Consider the following 20635-nt stretch of genomic DNA (forward strand, 5'->3'; position numbering starts at 1 on the left):
ATCACTTGCTTAAAGAACCACTGATGAAAAGCTCATCTACTGTGGTCTGCAATACAGAAGCTATATCAAACGCTAATTGTAAAGTGGGGTCGTATTTATCATTTTCAATTGCATTTATTGTTTGTCTGGAAACCTTGCAGCGTTTAGCCAATTCCTCCTGGGATAATTTCGCGGATTTTCGTAATTCCTTAATGTGATTTTTCATTTAATCACCATATTTTTTTCTGTAAATTAGCAGTGTTATCAAATAAGTAATTAGAAGCAATGTCAGAGAAATTAACGGTGAAATCCCATTACCATTATAATAAGTATTCCCCTGAACAGTTAAATAAATTGTTTCTACAACATGTAAGAGTAGCGTACCTATAACTATTGTAAACGCATATGATTGAGCTTTCATCTTGATAAACTTCTTTCTTTCATCATCTTTCTTAGAAAATGTTGCAACAATAATCCCAATTCCGCAAACTAACAATATGAGTGAATACACAAGTTTTACCCAATCCATTTTTAAGTTTCCTCCTCATTAAAAATGTAAAAAGTATTTGACATTAATTATTGTAGCATCAGCTTCAAAAATGTCAAATACTTTTTACATCACAACATATTTCTATACAATTCAATTTCTTAGAAAACAATTATATATTAAATGAGGTGAGATAATTTGGTCGAAAAAGTTCTAGCTTACATCATATCTATCCGTAACAATACCTATCAGATGCTTGTCCATGAACATAAGGATATTCCCGAAGCAGGGTTACAGGTTCCAGGAGGCACAGTTAACCCAGAGGAAGACTTGGTAACCGCGTTGCAGCGGGAAATCTATGAAGAGTCTGGATTGTGTAATCTGCCTCTCGGTGAATTAGTTGCGTGTGCACCATTCCTTCATCCAGACAAACAAGAGCTCCAGCTTCGGCATTTCTATTTGATTCAAACAAAGCAGCAGCACCCTGCCACATGGGAGCATCATGTCCTTGGAAATGGAGTAGACAACGGATTGGTGTTCCGTTACACATGGTACGATCTCACTTCTATTCCGCCACTTGCCGCTTCACAAGATCAGTTTCTGCATTTGGTCAGGAAAATAATACAGGCACATCCTCGCTCCTAATAAATACATTATTAACAGACTACATAAAGGAGCATGGTGCATGTATAAGGTATTGATTGGCACAACAGTGAAACAAGACCCCGACATATTAGAAGCCTATTTGGATTCCCTCAAACGTCTGCAAGCAAAGGATAATCCGATTTCCTACTGTTTCATTGATGATAATGATGACCCTAAATCCAGTTCCCTAATTTCCGCTTTTGCCACTGAACATGATGCTGTCATCCTGCCATCGGAAGCTGCCGATACCTACCAGAAGGATGAACATACCCACTACTGGACGGAAGCTCTTATTTGGAAAGTAGCAGCTCTGAAAAATAAAATAATCTCCTATGCAATCGAGCAGAAGATGGATTATATCTTTTTCATCGATTCCGACATTGTGCTCCACCCCGCTACATTGGAACAATTGCTTGCCAGTCAAAAAGATATTATCTCCTGTGTTTTCTGGACCCAATGGCAGCCCGGTACGCAAGCTCTGCCTCAAGTCTGGTTAAGGGATGAATATGAACAATTCATCCACCATCGCGGCGAATCGTTATCAGATGCTGGACGCGCAGAGCGGCACCAGGAATTTCTAGAACAGATGCGGAAACCCGGAATATATGAAGTAGGTGGTTTAGGTGCCTGTACGCTTATCAGCAGTGAAGCTTTATATAAAGGCGTCCATTTCGGAGAGATACCTAACCTCTCCTTTTGGGGAGAAGATCGCCACTTTTGTATCCGTGCAGCGGCACTCGGGATCCCCCTTTATGTTGATACACATTACCCTGCCTTCCATCTTTACCGCCAGACTGATCTGGCAAAGCTTCCTGCATTCAGATGGGAGCATAATTGGCCAGGATATAACCGTCGCAGTACGGAGGAAACGAGGAATACCCTCACTCTATCCATGATTGTTAAAAATGAATCTGGACGCTTTCTGGAGCGTTCGCTAAGATCCGCTTTACCCGCGGTTAATCAAGCCATCATCATTGATGATCACAGTACAGATAATACGATAGCCATTTGCCAGAACCTGTGTAAGGAATACAATGTTCCACTGAAATTGATTGAAAACCCTCAGTCTGAATTCAGCAACGAAGTGCAACTGCGGAAACAGCAGTGGCAGGAAACTATTGCAACACACCCTGATTGGATTCTAAATCTCGACGCGGATGAAGTACTGGATAGCGTTTTTCTCATAGAAAAAGACCAGCTGTTGAACCAAGCTGGCCTCGATTTATATTCGTTCCGCTTATACGATTTCTGGGATGAAGAACATTACCGGGAAGATCAGTACTGGCAAGCACATAGATTTTACCGCCCGTTCTTGCTGCGCTATCAGCCTGCTTTCCCGTATGAATGGCGGGAAACGCCGGTTCATTGCGGCCGCTTTCCCGAAAATATCTTTCAGCTGCCAAATAGTATAAGCACCATTCGTATCAAGCATTTTGGCTGGGCCAGAGCGGAGGACCGTCTCCGAAAATACGAACGTTATCGCCAGCAGGATCCAGAAGCAATCTACGGCCAAAAGGAACAATATGAAAGTATCTTGGATCCTAACCCGAATCTAATCAAGTGGATGGAGGTTTCTTCTTTCGAAAGATAGCTCGGTAACAATACAGTCTTCCCCACTGATCATTGAATAGCGCATCTGCAGGCATTTCCGTTTCAACTGGTCCGGCATAGTCAAAGCCACCCAGTTCTGCCAACGTTTCAAGAATGCTAATATCAACTGTTGGGTAGTCGAATGTCATGATGACATAACCATCCGGTTTCAAGATACGGCTGAATTGCTCCCAAGCACGTTTTTGCACGCTAACATCCAAGTGCTCCATTACTGAGATACAGAAAACTTTATCGAAAAAAGCATCTTCGTATGGCAGCGAAGTCAGATTTGCTTCAGCACGATGGATATTCCGGAGCAAGTCTTCAGGTAAACGCGCCGATTCCTCTGGGCCAAAGTCTTTGATCACATCCTCCATAATCGCCTGATCATCTGTAATCCGGCTATCTATATCACATGCATAGACTGTTTTAGCTGAAGTCGCCAAATGAAACTTAAACGGATGACTGATTCCTGATGCAGCATCCAATACGATATCTTCTGCTTCCACAAAAGAAGCTGCCCATCCATATTCATAGCTGCGGCTCCACCAAGCATCCGGTAATTTCAGCACAAAATCGCGCTCCTTGCGATCATCATGCTTGAAAAATCTCGAAGTCCATGCTTCTGTCAACATGCTTCAACCCCTTTTTTAGAATACGTAGCTTGTAGTACAACGTATTCCGCTGGATAAGCATGTATGCAAGTTTCTCTGTACAGCAAAAGAGCCGGGCATGGAAGCCCGGCTCTTTCACTCGTCGTAGAGAATTGATTTAACGTCTGCATCCTCCAGATAATCCTCATACTTTTCATGATCCTCGTTTACACCGTCAAACTTTCCGTTAATGTCCGCAATCAGGAAATTCTCGATATCTTGTGCTCCGCCTGTCTCTTCATCGGAATTTACCGCCATATAATCATAATCCTTTTCTGTGTTGACAAAATCGGACGGAGTTTCGGATGAGCCATACGCTTGCAGCTCCTGCAAGGTGTCTTCTCCGTCATAAAAATTATGCTCCGTGTCCTCTTCATCATCTTTCCCTTCCAAATCTTCAAGTCGGGGATGGATGACAGCTTCCTCAGCTGGACGGTCATGCAGTGTCATTCGCTGCGGCTTGTATTCTACAAGCGTTTCTGCTGTCGGCATCGCCAACAGCCGTTCTTCCGGAATCGGTTTTCCTGACTTCTTACAAATCCCGAAAGATCCATCTTCTATTCGTTTTAAAGCTGCTTGAACGTCCTTCATCTCCTGCTCTAGATGATCATTCAGCGCAATATCCTTCTCCCGTTCAAATAACTCTGTCGCTGTATCCCCAGGATGGTTATCATAGTTGCTCAATTCGCCCATAGCATCCTTCGTGTAGGACATCTCGACACCAAAATGGTCTTTTAGCGCCTGTTTCAATTCCTGCAAACGATTCTCAAGCATTTCCTTACAGGCATTCACTGTCTCTTGTCTAACCATGCAATTTCCTCCTGTTCATTTCCTGCTGTCAGTAGTATGTGACAGAAATCGCATCTCTATTAAGACGGTACCTATTGTATAATCAGGAAAATGGAGGCGACATTTTATGCAAACCCGAAAACTGTATCTGCTCGGAGGGAATACCTCACAGGAAGAAGCAAATAGCCACTTTGCCAAAGCAACAGGCGGAGAAAACGCCCACATCGCTTTATTGATTGTATATCGGGAAGGCTATGAAGCATTCCTGCCCCGTTATACGAGTCATTGGATCGCTCAAGGAGTACATAAGAAAAATATATCCGTCATCGTACCGAATGAAAGGGGTGAATTAGCTACAGAAGAAGCAACTGATATTGTTTCAAATGCTACAGGAATTTTCATCGGAGGCGGTCATTCGGAAACATATTATAGCTTATATGCCAAAGAGCCATTTAAGCAGCTATTAAGAGAAAAATATGCTGCGGGTACACCGCTGGCAGGTAATAGCGCTGGAGCATTGCTTATACCAGAAACTGTCCTGCTTTCCCCACACGATACGGACAATCAGCAAGCTTGGAGCGGGCCAGGTCTCGGTATCCTCCAAAACCAGCTGATTAGTGTCCATTTCTCCCAATGGCAGGATGAACCGAACCTCATTTCCGGCTTACATCTTCACAATATCCCATTCGGATATGGCATAGACGAAGATGCTTGTTTATATCTAGAGAACGAGAAGCCAACAGCCGTTTTCGGAAACGAACAAGTAAAACGCATAGAAAAAGGGACCCTGTAAACAAGGTCCCTTTTGTATTAGTTGGATGTAGAACGCAAATAGTAAGATGTCTTGATACCGGAATCCCAAACAGCAATATGCAAATCAAGCAATTCTTTTGCTTTGATGGAATTCGGAACATACATGTTGAAAGAGATTGCCTGGTCAATATGCTTTTGGCGCGCTGCATTTTGCTTCACACTCCACTGCTGATCGATTTCATAAGCGGATTTATAGAAACGATCTGTTTCTTCATTCAAATCAGGTGCAGTGACCGGAATCTTGTAATCCTTCTTCTCTTCAGAATAGAACTTACTGAAGATCGGGTCTGTTGTAGCTGTGCTTCCTGCAATCAACGCAGTAGAAGAGTTCGGCGCTACCGCCATCAAGTACGCGTTACGCATACCATTTTCTTTTACTTGCTCCTGCAGACCTTTCCAGTCAAGCTCAGAATCGCCAGTTGTATAGCCTTTATTATCGAAGTAGCTTCCATTTGCCCAATCAGAACCTTCGAAAACAGGGTAAACACCTTTTTCCTTTGCAATTTCCATACTGGATTGAATTGTCAGGTAAGCGATTTTTTCATATAGTTCATCTGCATATGCAACAGCTTCATCACTTTCCCAATCAATCTGTTTCAATGCAAGCAAGTGATGCCATCCAAATGTTCCGAGTCCAATGGCACGGTATTTCTGGTTAGTAATCTGCGCTTGTAATACAGGAATCGTGTTCAAATCAATAACATTATCCAGCATACGAACCTGAATAGGAATCAGGCGCTCCAAAACGTCTTCTGTAACTGCCTTCGCCAAAGAAATGGAAGAAAGGTTACATACGACGAAATCACCTGGTTCTTTTGTAATGATGATTTTACCGTCTTGAGTTACTTGCTCTGTCATGATAGTCGGACTTTGGTTCTGCATGATCTCCGTGCAAAGGTTACTGGAGTAAATCATACCAGCATGCTTGTTGGCATTCTGACGGTTGACTTCATCACGGTAGAACATGAACGGGCCGCCTGTTTCCAGCTGGCTGCGCAGGATACGCTTCATTACGTTGATAGCTGGAATCTCTTCTTTGTGCAAGTCCGGACTCTCTACACATTCCCAGTACTTCTCACGGAAGGAACCATCGCCTCTAGTCTCATCATAGAAATCTTCCAAAGAGTAACCCATTACTCGACGGACTTCATGCGGATCGAAAAGATACCAATTACCGCGTGATTGTACTTGCTCCATGAAGATATCAGGCAGACAGACACCTGTAAATAAATCATGTGTACGCTGACGCTCATCACCGTTATTCAGCTTCGCATCAAGGAATGGGAAAATGTCTTTATGCCAAATATCAAGATATGTGGCAATTGCTCCTTTACGCTGGCCAAGCTGGTCAACACTTACAGCTGTATTGTTAAGCTGTTTCATCCAAGGAAGCACGCCTGAAGAAGCACCTTCGAAGCCTTTGATTGCACTGCCGCGGCTGCGGATCTTACCTAGATAGACACCGATACCCCCGCCATTCTTAGATAGATTCGCGATGTCTGTATTGCTGTCGAAGATTCCTTGCAAGCTGTCATCAACCGTATCAATAAAGCAGCTGGAAAGCTGACCATAGCTCTTTCCGGAGTTGGACAATGTTGGTGTTGCGACTGTCATGTAAAGATTGCTCAATGCCCAGTAAGCTTCTGTTACAAGCTCTTTGCGCGTTTCTTTAGGCTCTTTGCTCATGACTGTCATTGCGATAATCATGAACCTCTCCTGCGGAAGCTCGTACGTTCCGCCTTTATGGTCAGTCGCCAGATAACGATCTGCCAGCGTACGCAGACCAATATATGTGAACAGTCCGTCTTTCTTATAGTCGATCAAGCTATGGAAATGATTGATCTCATCTTCACTGTATGTGTCGAGAAGGAATTTGTTATAGATACCGATCTCAGTCAATTGCTGAATCAAGCTGTAGAATGATCCGTATTTCTCTTCGAAATTGTAACCTCTGTTTTGTGAAGCTTGGAAATAAAGCTGTTCAAGATACAAGCTAGCAGCGATATATGTCCATTGTGGCTCTTCTTCATCCAGCTGTGACAAACCTTCCAATATAAGTTGGTTCAACCACTCTTTATCGGATGACCAGGCCTTCTGCTCTATCAGGCGCTCACCATATTGAATCAGATGTTTTGCATCAGCTTCTGCAAAGCGTGATTCGAGCACAGCTGTCACGTGCTCTTTCCAATTGACTGTTTGTGTCGTATCTAACATGTTGAAACTTCCTCCTCCAAAATACAGGTGTAATTGTAAGTACTTCTTTCCCTTAAACGCACAAAGTGAGCAACTACCAGGAAACTGCCTATTCTGTCCGTCCTACTAGATACAGTAGTAACATAGATCAGAATCGACAAATAAAAAGTGTCTGAGAACACTGTCTATCAGGCAAATGAAGCGATTTCTCATCTACCTGTCGATACCCGGCTTGCTCGCCTTCGAAACTATATATAGTATTAAATTATGCCTTCGCTAACAAGATGTTGTATAAATGACTTTACCATATATCCATAACTCTTTCAATCTCTACTTTTTTCACCGGCCGTATTTCACAATCTATCGCAAAAAAGAAACTGCCATCTTTCGAGGTTTTTTGCTGTCGAAAAATTGTTTGTGATTTTTGGCGATTCTATCTCCAGCACTCGACATTCCAGAAGCATAAAGGTACGATAAAAGTGCATGCTAAGGAGGGATTATATGGGAACTATCAAAAAGATAGGATTCATCGGTACAGGCGTTATGGGAAAAAGCATGAGCCGCAATTTAATGCAGGCAGGCTTTGAACTGGCAGTCTATACACGAACGCAAGCGAAAGCAGAAGAATTGATTGATGCTGGAGCAGTTTGGCACGATACACCTGCGAGTCTCGCTGCCAGTGTGGATGCAGTAATTACGATGGTCGGCTACCCAAGCGATGTTCGGGAAGTCTACTTTGGCGAAAACGGCATTATTCATCACGCACGCCCAGGCACTTATGTAATTGATATGACGACCTCGAAGCCAGCGCTTGCCGAGGAAATCCATTCTGAAGCGAAAGATAAAGGTATTTTCGCATTAGATGCTCCTGTTTCAGGTGGGGATATTGGTGCGCAGAACGGAAAGCTGGCCATCATGGTCGGTGGTGATGCAGATGCATTTCAAGCTGCCCTTCCAGTATTCGAAGCAATGGGTGAAAACATTATCCTTCAAGGGCCTGCTGGTTTCGGGCAGCATACGAAGCTGATTAATCAGGTAACCATCGCAAGCAATATGGTCGGTGTTTGCGAAGCGATCGCTTATGCAGAGCATGCAGGCATGGACCCATCAAAGGTGCTCCAGTCGATAACGACAGGTGCTGCCGGTAGCTTTAGCTTGAGTAACCTTGCTCCCAGGATGATCAAAGGAGATTATGATCCTGGTTTCTATGTGAAACATTTCATCAAGGACATGAAACTCGCTTTGGAAGCAGCCAATGAAATGGGCATGACTACACCAGGACTGGAACTGAGTCTCTCCTTATATGAACGGCTTGCCGAAAATGGCGATGAGGATCTCGGGACACAAGCACTGATTAAATTATTTACTAAGAAAGCATAAGAAAAGAGGCCAGGAAACTGGCCTCTTTATATTAATATATACAATAAGACAGGTAAGGTAATAAGACTAAGCACCGTACTGATTAATGTTGCACTCGACACATAATCAGGTTTAGCACCAAATTCGAGTGCGTATAAAGTTGTATTCGCCGCTGTAGGCATCGCAGCGACCAGAATCATGATCTGTTTGACCATGTCATCCACCGGCAGAATGAGTGTGAATAAATAAGCGATGACCGGTGAGATAAGCAACTTCAAAACGAGCGCATAAGAAAGACGCTCATATTCAAAGGATTTTAATGAGATATTAGCAAGCTGCATACCAAGCACGATCATTACTGTGGGGATTGCCGCATCCGCCACAAGATGGACAGCCTCGGTAATCGGTCCGCTAAGCGGAATCGATAAGACTTGGAACAAAATACCGAGTATCGCTCCATAGATGATCGGTATTTTTAAGACAGAAAGGAAGGTGGCACGAGGCGACAGCACAGCCCCTCCGCCCTTAGCTGCTATAAAGACACCAATCGTCACCATCACGAGTTGCTGCAATACAAGCAGAATAACCGCATAATCAAAGCCGGCTGCACCGAATACAAATAAAACAAGCGGAGTTCCGTAATTGCCATTGTTCATGAACGAAGCGCCAAGCATTAAGCTATATGTATCCTGTCGGTCATAGCCGCGCAAAAGACTAATCACATAACAGATCAATACCAATGCCAGACAAATACCGACAACGAAAATGGCCAAATAGATATAATCTACACTTAGCCGGTTCTCATAAAACGTTTGGAAAGCCAATACGGGTGACAGAAGATAAACCGACATTTTCGAGATGCTTCGGATGTCGAATTTCAAAAGCTTCTGTCCAACAAAACCAAGAAGAAAAATACCGAAGATTGGCAATAAGGTTAATATGTAAGCCACAAACTATCATCCTATCAAGTTATGAATTCAAGAATTCTATTTTCCCTTCACCAATACGTGCAATACGAGCAAGGGATACTACTTCAATACCTAGTTCTTCCAGACGCGACCTTCCTCTTTGAAAGCTTTTCTCGATAACAATCCCGATACCAGCAACCGTAGCACCGGCCTGATTAAGAATACTAATTAAACCAGCAGCTGCTTCTCCGTTCGCAAGGAAATCATCGATAATCAACACGTGATCTTCTGGCGATAATCTATCCTTTGAAATCGTCACATTTGAATGTACCTGTTTTGTGAACGAATAGACAGACTCGATATAAACATCACCCTTCATTGTCAGCGACTTTTGTTTTTTTGCATAAACAACGGGGACGTTGAAAGCAAGACCAGCCATAAGCGCTGGAGCAATTCCACCCGCCTCAATCGTTACGATTCTCGTTACAGGCTTGTGCTGGAATTGACGACGGAACTCCTGGCCTATCTCATATAAAAGGGCCGTGTCCATTTCATGATTCAAAAAGCTATCTACTTTGACGATTGTATCCCCGATAATCGTTCCTCTTTCTTGAATTGCTTTTTGGAGCAGTTCCATCTTATTGCTTCCCCCTTCGTTCCTCTGCCACAGATGCTGCAACGAATGCCAAATCATCATTACCAAAGAACTGAAGCACTTCCACTACCATCTCATCTGAGATATCAGAGGCTTCTTCTTTAGGAAGGACTTCTTCCAACGCTTCTTTAAGTGCTTCATTTTTTCCTTGGTTCGGATAAGCTTGTTCATATAAGGAAACAGCATCAAGATTATGATTCGTACACCATTGGGCAAAGATCCGGATCATCATCCGTTCATCTTCTTGGTATTTTTCAATGATCTTCCTTGAAAGCTCGTCTTGACTCATCAGCTCTCATCTCTCCTTAAAAATGATAAAAGACGCATCCTGGAAAATTCCAGAATGCGCCTCTGTCGTCGTTGTATGAAATTACAGACGAGTTACGTTAGCAGCTTGTGGGCCGCGGTTGCCTTCAACGATTTCGAATTCAACTTCTTGACCTTCGTCAAGAGTTTTGAAACCTTCAGATTGGATAGCAGAGAAGTGTACGAATACGTCGTCTCCGTCCTCTCTTTCGATGAAACCAAAACCTTTGTCTGCGTTAAACCATTTTACTTTTCCAGTCATTTAAATGACCTCCTTACAATAGAAGTACAAAAGTACAGGTATTGAATCGTTATACCTTTACACCACTTATTGTGAAAGAGATCGTAAAGATTATTCAACCGTACCGTTTCCTTTTGCTACTTAAGAGTACCTTTTTTTGAATAAGAATGCAAGTCAATTACAACTATTTTTCCAAAAATAGTTCATAATGAGTCGCACGCCCTATAAAAACGCTTTCTTTAACGATATTACTCGCAGAATACGCTTACACAGAGACGTATAAATACCTGTGACTATAGTCACGGTTTTCGCTCCAGAATTCGACAAACAAGCTTATTCACTTCCAGTTTAACCACTGCATTTCTTTTTCATACCCGCTTTTAAGAAGAAATATTCCTGTTGACAGTTCTTACCCCATTTTTTTATAGTGACTATAGCTTACGAACATTGTGAAAGAATAAACGTAACGGAAGGGGTGGCACTATGATTAAGACGTATCTTTATGATCATCAGACTGACACGATGCATACAAATATCTCTTTGAAAAACAGTAATCGTCATTTGGAGGATCCTGACAACCTTCTGTGGATTGATGCCTATGATGTACAGTCTCATGAATTGCATGAAATTGCGGGGATATTCGATTTCCACCCGCTTGCAATCGAAGACTGCCTGCATGACAGCCCTCGCGCTAAAGTCGATGATTATGATGCATACAAATTCTTCGTCTTCCATGCCCTGCGTTACAACGAGGAAAGTGACAATGAAATCACCACACTGGAACTAAATGTTTTCCTGGGCCCGAATTATGTAGTGACTATCCATAAGCATAAGCTTCGCTGGCTCGGGCAGATGGATGCCATTTGCTCGCGTTCTTCCCGATTCATGAATCAAGGAGCAGACTTCCTTCTGTATGCACTCGCAGATGGCATTACAGATGAATACTTTCCTGTTTTGGATCGTATCGGAATCCGGATCGAGGAACTGGAAGATGAAATGTACAGTGAAGGTGTTAAAGAGGTAACGGAGGAATTCCTTGCCTTAAAACGGACGATTATTCTGATCAGAAGGGTAATTCTGCCGCAGCGGCGGATTTTCCTGAATGTGAACAACAAATGGAAATTCGATATTAAAGAAGAGAATGTGCCCTTTTATACAGATCTGATTGATCACTTGGAACGTATTGTCGACTCTACCGAAACATTCCGTGATTTGGTAAACAGTGCACTGGATACGTATTATTCCATTATCAGTGCCAAATCTACGGAGAAGTTGAACGTCCTGACAATTATCTCGACAGTCATGCTTCCGCTTACGTTCGTAACAGGCTTCTTCGGGATGAATCTGCCAATACCGTATGCTGATAGTCCATGGACGACAGCTGGTGTAAGTGTCCTTCTTGTTTTGATTACTTTCGGCATGTGGCATTATTTTAAGAACAAGCTGTTTTAAAATTCCATTTGTACTGGGCTTCCTTTCGTGTTAAAATATTTGATTGCAAGAGTATAAATAACGACATATCGCCTAATTTTGTATCTTGCAAATATAAATGACAGGTGGAAAAAGATGATGAGTGATTATCGTGTATTGTTGTATTACAACTATGTAGATATTGAAGATCCGGAAGTTTTTGCCCAAGAACATCTAAAGGCATGTAAGGAACTCGGACTTAAAGGCCGTATCCTTGTAGCAAAAGAAGGTATAAATGGTACTTGCTCCGGAACAATCGAACAGACACAAGCTTATATGGACATGATGCATGCGAAACCAGGTTTTGAAGAAATGGTCTTCAAAATCGACGAAGCGGATGAACATGCTTTCAAAAAAATGCATGTGCGCGCACGTCCTGAATTGGTAACGCTGCGTCTTGAAGATGATATAGACCCTCGCGAGGTGACAGGTAACTACCTATCTCCGCAGGAATTTTACGAAGCGATGCAGGACGAGAACACTGTCGTTCTGGATGCACGGAATGATTATGAATTTGATCTTGGTCACTTCCGCGGCGCAATCCGCCCTGACATTGAAACATTCCGCGACCTGCCAGACTGGGTCCGCGAAAACAAAGATATTTTAGAAGGCAAACGCGTTCTGACATACTGCACAGGCGGTATCCGTTGCGAGAAATTCTCCGGCTGGCTAGTGCGCGAAGGTTTTGAGGACGTCGGTCAATTACATGGTGGTATTGCCACTTACGGAAAAGATCCTGAAGTACAAGGCAAGCTTTGGGACGGCCGCATGTACGTGTTCGATACACGTATCTCCGTACCAATTAACCAAACAGAACACGTTATCGTTGCCAAAGATTACTTCGATGGACAGCCTTGTGAACGTTATGTTAATTGTGCAGATCCTTCCTGTAACCGCCAGATTATCTGCTCTGAAGAAAATGAGCACAAATATCTTCGCGGCTGTTCCGACAGCTGCCGCCGTTCTCCTCGTAACATGTACGTTGCAGAACACGGCTTGACTGAAGAAGAAGTGGAAGCGCGCCTTGCAAAACTAGATAACGAAACAGTAGCAAACTAAAAAGAACCCCCCAGTGGGGTTCTTTTTTTGATGCCATTCCAAGAATTCCAATCTGTTGCCGAAAGGGTCATTCACATAAATTCGATCAGCACCCGGCAGGTCAGCATCATCAATGAAATCCACATTGCGTTCGTCCAAATGACGTCTGAGAGACAGCAGCCCTTCAACTTCAAAAGCAGGATGGGCTTTCCGTGCAGGTGAAAAAGGTTCCTCAACACCCATGTGAACGATGATATCGTTACAGGTGAACCAAACACCGCCTCTTGCTCGTAAATTAGCTGGCTTCTCAATTTCTTCAAAACCGAAAATACCCACGAAAAACTCCCTTGCTTGCTCTTCGCTGCTCTTTGGACAAGCAAGCTGCACATGATCAAATCGCTTCAGGAAAAACTCCATCGAAACACCCCCCTTTTTTACATTCTACCATTAAAGGGCTGATTGTTATCTCTTCTTCACTGTTTGTGCTACATTGGAAATGCAGACAAGAGGAGGAGAACGACATGACAGTATACGATTATTCAGCTGTTACTATAGACGGGAAAGAAGTTAGTTTAAAGGATTACGCTGGAAAAGTACTCGTCATCGTAAATACAGCAAGCAAATGCGGATTTGCACCTCAGTTGGAGCAACTGCAGGAGCTGTATAAAGATTATCAGGACAATGGACTCGTGATACTCGGTTTTCCATGCAATCAATTTATGAACCAAGAACCCGGCAGCAGTAAAGAAATTGCCGCTGTATGTCAGCGCAATTACGGCGTCAGCTTTCCAATGTTCGATAAAGTAAAAGTGAATGGACCAGACGCTCACCCACTTTACAAGCATTTGACCAGCCAGGCAGGCGGATTATTCTCCAAGAGTATCAAATGGAACTTCACAAAGTTTCTCATAGATGCGGATGGAAATGTCGTAGAGCGATTTGCACCTAAGACCAGTCCAATGGATATGAAACCCGCCATCGAAAATTTGCTCCAACAGCCTAGCAGATGATGTCTACATGACGCATCTGCTTTTTTTTACATAAAAAAACCCGCATCCACTTGATGCAGGTTCATTCTTCCGGATCAGAATTGGAAGCTTGCTTAGTCCGATGTTTATGTCGATCATCTTGTAGATCTCGCTCTACTTCATCCACAGGTACATCGTCTACCAGCATATCCTGTTTATTTTCAAGCTGCTTTTCCCGATTCTCACTTTCAGCCTTAGAGAAGCCATGTTTGTCTTTGTCGCCTCTCGCACCGTTTTTCTGTACCATCAGTTTCCCTCCTTCTTCCTTTGTAAGCCCTTTCCCTTTCTTCAGTAAAGAAAAACCTCGCAACCAGTTGGTAACCAAACGGCGCAAAGGGTATACTAAAAGCATATAGCGTTTCTTCCGCCCGGCAACAGGGTACATATTTATAAAGATTGTCAAAATGAGGTGAAGCACAATGAAACCAACCGCTCTAATTACAGGAGCTTCCAGCGGAATTGGCTACCATATAGCGAAATGGTTCGCCAAAGCGGGCTATGATCTAATCATCGTAGCGCGTTCCAAGGATAAACTCCTATCCCTGCAAACAGAACTGCAAGATTCGAATGTGACTGTCATTCCTCATGATTTGTCCGTACCTAACAGTGCATATGAACTGTATCAAAAGATTCGTGATGAAGGAAAAACTGTTGAAGTGCTTGTGAATAATGCTGGCTTCGGACTTAGCGGCAAATTCGAGGATACGAGCTTTGAGACCCAGCAAAAGCTGCTGCATCTGAATATGGTTTCATTGGCAAACCTGACTCGTCTGTTCATCGATGATATCATTCACTCCCCATTCAAGAATGTACCGAATGGGATATTGAATATTTCCAGCATGGCCGCCTTCCTGCCTGGGCCATATATGGCTGCATATCACGCATCCAAAGCATTCGTGCAGCGGTATTCAGAAGCACTTTCAGAGGAATTGAAAGATAGTGGCGTAACAGTTACGGCACTTTGCCCTGGTCCTACGCAGACCGAGTTCTTTAAACGTGCCGGCAACGACAAAATCATGTCATCGTTCCGTGATGCACCCGAGGATGTTGCAAAACAAGGATTTCTAGGATTCGTAAAAGGTAAACGGGTCGTGTTCCCATCTGCGAACATCCACGCAGCCGTTCTACTCATGAAACTAATGCCAAGCAGTCTGCTGGGCAAGATAACCAAAAGTATGTATTCAAAATAAGTAAAAGACACCCTTCAGGGTGTCTTTTTTAGTTACTGATATGGCGGCGATAACTGTAAAAATAAGCTGCTAACGGCCACCATGCTGCGGCGAAAATAGGGTAGATCGCCCAGATTACCGAAGGCGAATAGGCTATATTCACAAACAGGAAGAACACACTGAGTGCACCAAAGCCCAATACACTGAAGAATAAATTGGAGCTGCGATGTCCTATGATAGACAGCGGCCACCAGCTCATCGCGAAGATAACGAAGCCATACCAAGGTGTTTCATGACCAAAATACTGATGCAGGCCGAAATAATATATACAGATTGCCAAGCTGACAACAAGAGCTACTCCCATATTCGCCAAATGTCTTCGAAGCATAACAGCAGTCACCCATAGCCCCAAGGCACCTAATGTGTATAAATACCAAGGTGTAGAAGGTGAATCAGACATATTTTCATTCACCAGCACTGCACCCACAACAATTGCCGACAGCCACGTTACCACAGTCAATTGATTCGGGAACAGAATCTGTAAAGCAACGATAACACTGACACCTAAACTATACGTATACCAAATCTCCTCTGGTGTGGTCATCAAGTTAATATAAACGGAAAATCCACCTAGACTGAGCAGCATAAATGCAAGGAACAATCTCCATGGCTTCATCGCTGCATCACCTTTCTTTTCCTAACCTTTAGCCAGACGAAAGACATACTTACGGGCCACCAAAGGATGGCGAATGTTGGGAAGACAAACCAAATCTCTTGTGGTGTATAATACATGTTAACAAAAACAAGCAAGGCAATAATCAATCCGCTTCCACAGATTGAAAACCCAAGATTCAATGTGCTCATATCCTCTTTCTGCTTCTTCTTTTTACCTGACGTTTCTTGCGGTGCATTCTGAAGCTGGAACTCCCTCTTGATTTCTGCTAAATTCCCGAAATCAACGATCGCCTTGTTGACTGCATCCTCTTCCGCTTTTCCCTCCAGCATGAAATCCGCAGCCTTCTCTTCCATCGAATCCTTTATCTCTTCCTTCAAAGCCACAACTTGTTCCGTTTCCGGCAAATCAGCAAACTGTTCTTCTACATACGTATCAATCTTTTGCATCAAACACCCTCCATAAATACATCGATTAATTGTTTCGCTTCTTTCCACTCTTTCGCCGCTTCATGAAAATACGCCTTTCCAAGCGTCGTGATCGTATAATATTTACGCTTGCCCCCATGGGATTTTTCCCCTTGATAGGACTCAATTAATTCTCGGCGTTCCAGTCGCTGGAAAACCGCATAAAGCGTCGCTTCCTTGATTTGAAATGCTTCGTGCGTCCAAGCTGCTATGTCTTTCGATATCTGGTAACCATACTTATCCCCATCCATCAGCAGACGAAGGATAATGGAATCCAAATGTCCTCGAATTGTATCACTCCGAATGTGCTATCCCTTCTTTCACGATTACTCTATCTGATAAAGTAATCATAAAACATATTACTCTGCGTGTCAAAGTAATTTCTGCATCTTTTTACCAAAAATAAAAAAACAGGCTATTAACCTGCTTCAAACTTCCTTTCTATAAAGGACAAATATTCGATTACATCTAATTTACTTTCCGCAATGATTATCTTATGACCGTATGCAGAGAACCTGTCAAAGATAAATGGCTTAACCGTACGCTCAAAATAACGATTCCACTTGAACATTCTCAGAAAAATACGAATTGAAGGCTTGTAATTAGCCATCTCCATTTTTAATTTTTGGCGCAGAAATCGTTTGATAATCCGGATATTTCTTATCCCATAAGACGGATCCAGCAAAATAATCAATTCTGCATTCAGAAGGCTGTCTTCTATCCAATCATCTGTATGGACACCCTCGATAATCCAGGCATCCGAATCGATGATATCTTTTATGAACTCCATCTTCTCCTTGTCAGAGCGGCGGGTGTCTCCCTCCAAAGAACGCTTCCAAACTACGTTATCAAGCTCGTGATGGGAAGCACCAAGAAGTTGCGATAAATCTTTGGCAAGAGTCGTCTTCCCGCTGCCCACAGAACCGATGATATGTATTTTGCAGGGTAATTTGACTTTATTCATATCACCCATTAATTCATAGTGCATTTTCATGCAAGCACCCCCACCAAAAATATACATTATTTTCTTAATACAAAAAAGAAGCAGAGGTCACCCTCTGCTCCTTTGCTTAGATTTGTTTTAGTAAATTAGCCATTTCGATCGCGGAAACCGCTGCTTCAGCGCCTTTGTTGCCTGCTTTCGTACCTGCACGCTCAATTGCTTGTTCGATTGTATTAGTTGTCAGTACTCCAAAGATAATCGGAATACCGGCCTTACTGGCAGCACTTGCTACTCCTTTTGCCACTTCATTGCTCACATAATCAAAGTGAGGTGTAGAGCCTTTGATAACTGTGCCTAATGTAATGACAGCATCGTATTTTTTGCTTTCAGCAAGTTTGTCAGCAACAAGAGGTATTTCAAATGCGCCAGGTACCCACGCTACATCTACCTTCGCTTCATCGACACCGTGACGCTTTAACGTATCAATCGCGCCGCTCAATAGCTTGCTCGTGATGAATTCATTAAACCTTCCTACAACAATCCCAATCTTCAAATCAGATCCTACTACATTTCCTTCTAATACGTTAACCATATGATTACTCCTTTGTATAAGGGACTTTATTTGTCCTCATCTTTTTTTATTTCTAGGTATGCTTTACTGATATTGCAAGCTCCACAGCCGTTTCAGCTTACTGTTTATTTCTCTACCTTAACCTCATGCAGTTGTCTATACGTAATCAAATCAGCAATCGTGATGATTGGCAGTTCGTGCATTTTTGCTAGTTTCTCGAGTTCCGGCATACGTGCCATTGTGCCGTCCTCATTCATGATTTCGCATATATAGCCAGCTTCTGCGCTCTCGGCCAACCTAGCCAGGTCAACCGCGGCTTCCGTATGTCCAGGACGCTCTAGCACACCATTTTGCTGGGCAATTAGAGGGAATATATGTCCCGGACGCTGGAAGTCAGATGCAATGCTCGTGGTATCTGCTAGTTTCGCGATTGTATGGGCTCGCTCGAATGCACTTATACCAGTGGTAGAATCGATATGATCAACACTTACAGTAAAAGCTGTCCCATGTGGATCAGTATTATTAGCTACCATCGGGGGCAAATCTAATCTTTCGGCAATTTCCCGGGAAATAGGCGCACAGATCAGACCTTTTCCGACAGAAGCCATGAAATTCACTGTATCGGGGCTTGCATACGCCGCTAGAGCCAGCAAATCTCCTTCGTTCTCTCTTGCTTCATCGTCTGTGACAATGATCGGCTTACCACTTTTCAGGTATTCTATGGCATTATCTATTGTCGTCTTCATTCATTTTCCTCCTAATCCAGGAATCCGTGCTGTGCTAATGTCTCTGTCGTAATGCCTGAAGGCTGTGGGCTTTTTCGATGCTCCAGCAGCCGTTCCATGTATTTGGCAAGCTGGTCAAATTCGATATTCACTAAATCTCCAGCCTTTTTATCGCCTAAGATTGTCGCTTTCCTCGTTTCCGGAATAAGCGAAATAGTAAATGTATCTTCCCGAACTTCAAACACAGTTAACGAAACACCATCAACCGAAATGGAGCCTTTGGACATCAAGTACTGCAGTCCTTTTGTTACAGCAATGTCAATATAACGAGCATTTGACTCATCTCGTATTGATAGGATAGATCCTGTCGTATCTACATGACCACTCACAAAATGGCCGCCCAATCTTCCATTAGGCTGCAGTGCAGGCTCCAGATTCACAGCTTCGGAACTTTGCAAATTGGACAAGGAACTGTAGTGAAACGTTTCCGGCATAACATCTACCTGAAAAGTATGTGGAGTAAAGCTAGTAACCGTAAGACAGACACCGTTAACAGAAATACTATCTCCAACGTGCATATCTTTCGTCAGTTTTTCACTGGCAATTGTTAGTTGCATCGCCTTATCCTGCCTTTTCACGTCAATCATGCTGCCTACTTCCTGAATAATTCCAGTAAACACTTTTCTCCTCCTTTACTTCTAAGAGCTTCTCAAGGATACAAGAAGTTATCTTATGCTTTGTCATGCTTTACGAATGGGAATATTACCGCCTCGGGGCTGTGTGACGGTTAATCGGGGATGTAACTTTCTAGAATCTCTTTTATCAAAATTCTTAATAAAAATAAATGACTCGAATAAGGTGCAAGCTGGTTGCTGCCAATTTGCTCCTTCATAGCGCTAACTTCATATAAAAAGCCCCAGAATATTGGATTCTGGGGCTTTGGCTTTAAAAGTATAGCGAAACAAGCTATCGTTCATTGACGAAATAGCTGCTTTTGGCATGTGGATAGTACGCCGTTTCCTCTTTCCCATCCAGACTATACTGTCGGCTTTGGAATCTCACCAAATCCACCGTTATAATAACGGGTCACGGACTGAAGACAGCTAAGCTGCCTATCACCGCCGGTCGGGAATTTCACCCTGCCCCAAGAGAAAACCTATTCGATTGCTACCACCTTAACATATTTTTTATGTCGTTGTACAGCAGGAAAAAAGTCTGAAAATTGGATTGACAATATGTGGAACTAATTATAAACTTAAGCCGTAAAATAAATCTGACCGTTCAAGAATTGTTAACCGAGGAGGAAATCAAATGAAACAGGCAATGGCATTAACAACCTTTGAGCAGCTAAAAGCAATTAGTGATCCGCTACGCGCGGAGATGATCATGAAGCTAGTTGAAACCTCTTATACTGGTCAGCAGCTTGCTGTCTTGCTGGAAACAAGCAGACCGAAGATTCACTATCACTTGAAAGAGCTCGAGAAAAACGGTTTGATCGAAGTGATACGCACCGAGGAGAAAAATGGCATCGTGCAAAAATTTTATAGAGCTGCGGCTAGAGGTTTCTTTCCATCAGAGAATTTACTTCCCTATGCAGAAGAATTAAGCGAATCTACGAGACAGCTTTTTGTACAAATGTCTCATAAAACACGATCAGCCGTCCTTACAGCACCCGAGTCATCCTTTGCCAAAGCAGCCGGCTCTACCGATCCAAAAGACTGGGATGCAATTGGGAGCATTTGGGAAATTAGCGCTACCGAAGATGATTTCAAGGAGTTCATACAGGGTTTATTCGGTTTGATGCAAAAGCTACGCGATAAAAGTGAGGCAGCTGAAGATGATCCCAATGGTAAGCTGTATCATTTTTCCGCCTACGGTTTCGAAATTGACACACCGTCATTTGATCACGTAGAGATGGATGAGGAGGATTGAA

At 43.0% G+C, this 20635-nt stretch carries 26 protein-coding genes, 1 pseudogene and 1 riboswitch; of the genes and pseudogenes, 9 read left to right on the plus strand and 18 right to left on the minus strand.

Annotated elements, in window-relative coordinates; genetic code table 11:
- Position 1: 1 nt before the first annotated feature.
- Positions 2–205, minus strand: coding sequence for a helix-turn-helix transcriptional regulator (locus tag AE2B122_RS14160; RefSeq protein WP_095269555.1), 204 nt, complete (start codon positions 203–205; stop codon positions 2–4).
- Positions 206–508, minus strand: coding sequence for a hypothetical protein (locus AE2B122_RS14165; RefSeq protein ID WP_095269557.1), 303 nt, complete (start codon positions 506–508; stop codon positions 206–208).
- Between the two features lie 156 nt (positions 509–664).
- On the opposite strand from AE2B122_RS14165, the gene AE2B122_RS14170 reads away from it, so the two are divergent.
- The gene (locus AE2B122_RS14170; protein ID WP_175074484.1) at positions 665–1111 is read left to right on the plus strand and encodes an NUDIX domain-containing protein; all 447 of its coding nucleotides are present in this window, start codon (positions 665–667) and stop codon (positions 1109–1111) included.
- Positions 1112–1151: 40 nt separating this feature from the next.
- Positions 1152–2702 carry a glycosyltransferase gene (locus AE2B122_RS14175; RefSeq protein ID WP_175074485.1) on the plus strand — a complete coding sequence of 517 codons (1551 nt, stop codon included), beginning with the start codon at positions 1152–1154 and terminating at the stop codon, positions 2700–2702.
- Here the strand turns inward: AE2B122_RS14175 and AE2B122_RS14180 are convergent.
- Both AE2B122_RS14180 and AE2B122_RS14185 read right to left on the minus strand, forming a co-directional pair.
- Positions 2668–3336, minus strand: a complete 669-nt coding sequence (locus AE2B122_RS14180) for a class I SAM-dependent methyltransferase (protein WP_095220104.1) — start codon at positions 3334–3336, stop codon at positions 2668–2670. The genes AE2B122_RS14175 and AE2B122_RS14180 overlap by 35 nt on opposite strands.
- A 114-nt stretch (positions 3337–3450) precedes the next feature.
- Positions 3451–4164 carry a TraR/DksA C4-type zinc finger protein gene (locus AE2B122_RS14185; RefSeq protein ID WP_095269563.1) on the minus strand — a complete coding sequence of 238 codons (714 nt, stop codon included), beginning with the start codon at positions 4162–4164 and terminating at the stop codon, positions 3451–3453.
- 106 nt (positions 4165–4270) lie between these two features.
- Here AE2B122_RS14185 and AE2B122_RS14190 point away from each other — a divergent pair, with 106 nt between their 5' ends.
- On the plus strand, positions 4271–4936 hold the full coding sequence (locus AE2B122_RS14190; protein WP_175074486.1) for a Type 1 glutamine amidotransferase-like domain-containing protein: 666 nt from the start codon (positions 4271–4273) through the stop codon (positions 4934–4936).
- 17 nt (positions 4937–4953) lie between these two features.
- Here AE2B122_RS14190 and AE2B122_RS14195 read toward each other — a convergent pair whose 3' ends face one another.
- Positions 4954–7170 carry a ribonucleoside-diphosphate reductase subunit alpha gene (locus tag AE2B122_RS14195; protein ID WP_095220101.1) on the minus strand — a complete coding sequence of 739 codons (2217 nt, stop codon included), beginning with the start codon at positions 7168–7170 and terminating at the stop codon, positions 4954–4956.
- A 480-nt stretch (positions 7171–7650) separates the two neighbouring features.
- Between AE2B122_RS14195 and AE2B122_RS14200 the strand changes: the two genes are divergently transcribed.
- The gene (locus AE2B122_RS14200; protein ID WP_095269568.1) at positions 7651–8529 is read left to right on the plus strand and encodes an NAD(P)-dependent oxidoreductase; all 879 of its coding nucleotides are present in this window, start codon (positions 7651–7653) and stop codon (positions 8527–8529) included.
- 26 nt (positions 8530–8555) lie between these two features.
- Here AE2B122_RS14200 and AE2B122_RS14205 read toward each other — a convergent pair whose 3' ends face one another.
- From AE2B122_RS14205 to AE2B122_RS14220, 4 genes are all read right to left on the minus strand, one after another.
- Complete coding sequence (locus AE2B122_RS14205; protein WP_175074487.1) at positions 8556–9458, minus strand: AEC family transporter; 903 nt, start codon at positions 9456–9458, stop codon at positions 8556–8558.
- 19 nt (positions 9459–9477) lie between these two features.
- On the minus strand, positions 9478–10053 hold the full coding sequence (locus AE2B122_RS14210; RefSeq protein WP_175074488.1) for a xanthine phosphoribosyltransferase: 576 nt from the start codon (positions 10051–10053) through the stop codon (positions 9478–9480).
- Position 10054: 1 nt separating this feature from the next.
- Entirely contained in the window at positions 10055–10360 is a 306-nt protein-coding gene (locus AE2B122_RS14215) for a hypothetical protein (protein ID WP_175074489.1), read from the minus strand.
- An 81-nt stretch (positions 10361–10441) separates the two neighbouring features.
- Entirely contained in the window at positions 10442–10639 is a 198-nt protein-coding gene (locus tag AE2B122_RS14220; protein ID WP_038558067.1) for a cold shock domain-containing protein, read from the minus strand.
- A gap of 462 nt (positions 10640–11101) precedes the next feature.
- Between AE2B122_RS14220 and corA the strand changes: the two genes are divergently transcribed.
- Together corA and AE2B122_RS14230 are read left to right on the plus strand one after the other, a co-directional pair.
- The gene (gene corA, locus AE2B122_RS14225) at positions 11102–12070 is read left to right on the plus strand and encodes a magnesium/cobalt transporter CorA (protein WP_175074490.1); all 969 of its coding nucleotides are present in this window, start codon (positions 11102–11104) and stop codon (positions 12068–12070) included.
- A gap of 114 nt (positions 12071–12184) precedes the next feature.
- Positions 12185–13147, plus strand: a complete 963-nt coding sequence (locus AE2B122_RS14230) for a rhodanese-related sulfurtransferase (RefSeq protein ID WP_095269577.1) — start codon at positions 12185–12187, stop codon at positions 13145–13147.
- Here AE2B122_RS14230 and AE2B122_RS14235 read toward each other — a convergent pair.
- On the minus strand, positions 13121–13543 hold the full coding sequence (locus AE2B122_RS14235; RefSeq protein WP_175074491.1) for a VOC family protein: 423 nt from the start codon (positions 13541–13543) through the stop codon (positions 13121–13123). The two genes, AE2B122_RS14230 and AE2B122_RS14235, sit on opposite strands and share 27 nt — an antisense overlap.
- A 104-nt stretch (positions 13544–13647) precedes the next feature.
- Here AE2B122_RS14235 and AE2B122_RS14240 point away from each other — a divergent pair, with 104 nt between their 5' ends.
- Positions 13648–14136, plus strand: a complete 489-nt coding sequence (locus AE2B122_RS14240) for a glutathione peroxidase (protein WP_175074492.1) — start codon at positions 13648–13650, stop codon at positions 14134–14136.
- A 61-nt stretch (positions 14137–14197) separates the two neighbouring features.
- Here the strand turns inward: AE2B122_RS14240 and AE2B122_RS14245 are convergent, their stop codons facing one another.
- Positions 14198–14401: a hypothetical protein gene (locus AE2B122_RS14245; RefSeq protein WP_095220092.1), complete on the minus strand. Its 204-nt coding sequence runs from the start codon at positions 14399–14401 to the stop codon at positions 14198–14200.
- 172 nt (positions 14402–14573) lie between these two features.
- On the opposite strand from AE2B122_RS14245, the gene AE2B122_RS14250 reads away from it, so the two are divergent.
- Complete coding sequence (locus tag AE2B122_RS14250) at positions 14574–15344, plus strand: SDR family oxidoreductase (RefSeq protein WP_095220091.1); 771 nt, start codon at positions 14574–14576, stop codon at positions 15342–15344.
- Between the two features lie 28 nt (positions 15345–15372).
- Here the strand turns inward: AE2B122_RS14250 and AE2B122_RS14255 are convergent, their stop codons facing one another.
- The 7 genes and pseudogenes from AE2B122_RS14255 to ribE (AE2B122_RS14285) all read right to left on the minus strand — a co-directional run bounded on the left by AE2B122_RS14255 (position 15373) and on the right by ribE (AE2B122_RS14285) (position 19382).
- A complete protein-coding gene (locus AE2B122_RS14255; RefSeq protein WP_095220090.1) occupies positions 15373–15999 on the minus strand; it encodes a hypothetical protein in 627 nt (208 codons plus the stop codon).
- Entirely contained in the window at positions 15996–16445 is a 450-nt protein-coding gene (locus tag AE2B122_RS14260) for a permease prefix domain 1-containing protein (protein ID WP_175074493.1), read from the minus strand. The genes AE2B122_RS14255 and AE2B122_RS14260 overlap by 4 nt, the downstream gene beginning before the upstream one ends.
- Positions 16445–16741, minus strand: coding sequence for a PadR family transcriptional regulator (locus AE2B122_RS14265; RefSeq protein ID WP_255212179.1), 297 nt, complete (start codon positions 16739–16741; stop codon positions 16445–16447). The genes AE2B122_RS14260 and AE2B122_RS14265 overlap by 1 nt, the downstream gene beginning before the upstream one ends.
- Before the next feature lie 140 nt (positions 16742–16881).
- Positions 16882–17457, minus strand: a complete 576-nt coding sequence (locus AE2B122_RS14270) for a DNA topology modulation protein FlaR (RefSeq protein WP_254593518.1) — start codon at positions 17455–17457, stop codon at positions 16882–16884.
- A gap of 76 nt (positions 17458–17533) precedes the next feature.
- Positions 17534–17998 (minus strand): 6,7-dimethyl-8-ribityllumazine synthase, encoded by a 465-nt coding sequence (gene ribE / locus AE2B122_RS14275; RefSeq protein WP_095220086.1) that lies wholly within the window; start codon positions 17996–17998, stop codon positions 17534–17536.
- Between the two features lie 107 nt (positions 17999–18105).
- Positions 18106–18723 (minus strand): annotated as a pseudogene (ribB, locus tag AE2B122_RS14280) (3,4-dihydroxy-2-butanone-4-phosphate synthase); the annotation flags it as partial.
- A gap of 11 nt (positions 18724–18734) precedes the next feature.
- Positions 18735–19382, minus strand: a complete 648-nt coding sequence (ribE, locus tag AE2B122_RS14285) for a riboflavin synthase (protein WP_095269591.1) — start codon at positions 19380–19382, stop codon at positions 18735–18737.
- Positions 19383–19717: 335 nt separating this feature from the next.
- Positions 19718–19858, minus strand: a riboswitch (FMN riboswitch).
- 155 nt (positions 19859–20013) lie between these two features.
- Here ribE (AE2B122_RS14285) and AE2B122_RS14290 point away from each other — a divergent pair.
- The gene (locus AE2B122_RS14290) at positions 20014–20634 is read left to right on the plus strand and encodes a winged helix-turn-helix domain-containing protein (protein WP_095269594.1); all 621 of its coding nucleotides are present in this window, start codon (positions 20014–20016) and stop codon (positions 20632–20634) included.
- The last annotated feature ends 1 nt before the right edge of the window (position 20635 follow it).

Origin of the sequence: Terribacillus sp. AE2B 122, from assembly GCF_902497585.1 — a bacterium.
GTDB lineage: Bacteria > Bacillota > Bacilli > Bacillales > Amphibacillaceae > Terribacillus > Terribacillus saccharophilus_A.

Bases quoted from the DNA above. Each gene is read 5' to 3' on its own strand.
- AE2B122_RS14250 (WP_095220091.1), top strand. From the start codon at position 14,574: ATGAAACCAACCGCTCTAATTACAGGAGCTTCCAGCGGAATTGGCTAC.
- AE2B122_RS14215 (WP_175074489.1), bottom strand. From the start codon at position 10,360: ATGAGTCAAGACGAGCTTTCAAGGAAGATCATTGAAAAATACCAAGAA.
- AE2B122_RS14195 (WP_095220101.1), bottom strand. From the start codon at position 7,170: ATGTTAGATACGACACAAACAGTCAATTGGAAAGAGCACGTGACAGCT.
- AE2B122_RS14240 (WP_175074492.1), top strand. From the start codon at position 13,648: ATGACAGTATACGATTATTCAGCTGTTACTATAGACGGGAAAGAAGTT.
- AE2B122_RS14185 (WP_095269563.1), bottom strand. From the start codon at position 4,164: ATGGTTAGACAAGAGACAGTGAATGCCTGTAAGGAAATGCTTGAGAAT.
- corA (WP_175074490.1), top strand. From the start codon at position 11,102: ATGATTAAGACGTATCTTTATGATCATCAGACTGACACGATGCATACA.
- AE2B122_RS14230 (WP_095269577.1), top strand. From the start codon at position 12,185: ATGATGAGTGATTATCGTGTATTGTTGTATTACAACTATGTAGATATT.
- AE2B122_RS14190 (WP_175074486.1), top strand. From the start codon at position 4,271: ATGCAAACCCGAAAACTGTATCTGCTCGGAGGGAATACCTCACAGGAA.
- AE2B122_RS14160 (WP_095269555.1), bottom strand. From the start codon at position 205: ATGAAAAATCACATTAAGGAATTACGAAAATCCGCGAAATTATCCCAG.
- AE2B122_RS14290 (WP_095269594.1), top strand. From the start codon at position 20,014: ATGAAACAGGCAATGGCATTAACAACCTTTGAGCAGCTAAAAGCAATT.
- AE2B122_RS14245 (WP_095220092.1), bottom strand. From the start codon at position 14,401: ATGGTACAGAAAAACGGTGCGAGAGGCGACAAAGACAAACATGGCTTC.
- AE2B122_RS14220 (WP_038558067.1), bottom strand. From the start codon at position 10,639: ATGACTGGAAAAGTAAAATGGTTTAACGCAGACAAAGGTTTTGGTTTC.
- AE2B122_RS14165 (WP_095269557.1), bottom strand. From the start codon at position 508: ATGGATTGGGTAAAACTTGTGTATTCACTCATATTGTTAGTTTGCGGA.
- ribE (WP_095220086.1), bottom strand. From the start codon at position 17,998: ATGGTTAACGTATTAGAAGGAAATGTAGTAGGATCTGATTTGAAGATT.
- AE2B122_RS14255 (WP_095220090.1), bottom strand. From the start codon at position 15,999: ATGAAGCCATGGAGATTGTTCCTTGCATTTATGCTGCTCAGTCTAGGT.
- AE2B122_RS14175 (WP_175074485.1), top strand. From the start codon at position 1,152: ATGTATAAGGTATTGATTGGCACAACAGTGAAACAAGACCCCGACATA.
- AE2B122_RS14260 (WP_175074493.1), bottom strand. From the start codon at position 16,445: ATGCAAAAGATTGATACGTATGTAGAAGAACAGTTTGCTGATTTGCCG.
- AE2B122_RS14200 (WP_095269568.1), top strand. From the start codon at position 7,651: ATGGGAACTATCAAAAAGATAGGATTCATCGGTACAGGCGTTATGGGA.
- AE2B122_RS14235 (WP_175074491.1), bottom strand. From the start codon at position 13,543: ATGGAGTTTTTCCTGAAGCGATTTGATCATGTGCAGCTTGCTTGTCCA.
- AE2B122_RS14210 (WP_175074488.1), bottom strand. From the start codon at position 10,053: ATGGAACTGCTCCAAAAAGCAATTCAAGAAAGAGGAACGATTATCGGG.
- AE2B122_RS14180 (WP_095220104.1), bottom strand. From the start codon at position 3,336: ATGTTGACAGAAGCATGGACTTCGAGATTTTTCAAGCATGATGATCGC.
- AE2B122_RS14270 (WP_254593518.1), bottom strand. From the start codon at position 17,457: ATGAAAATGCACTATGAATTAATGGGTGATATGAATAAAGTCAAATTA.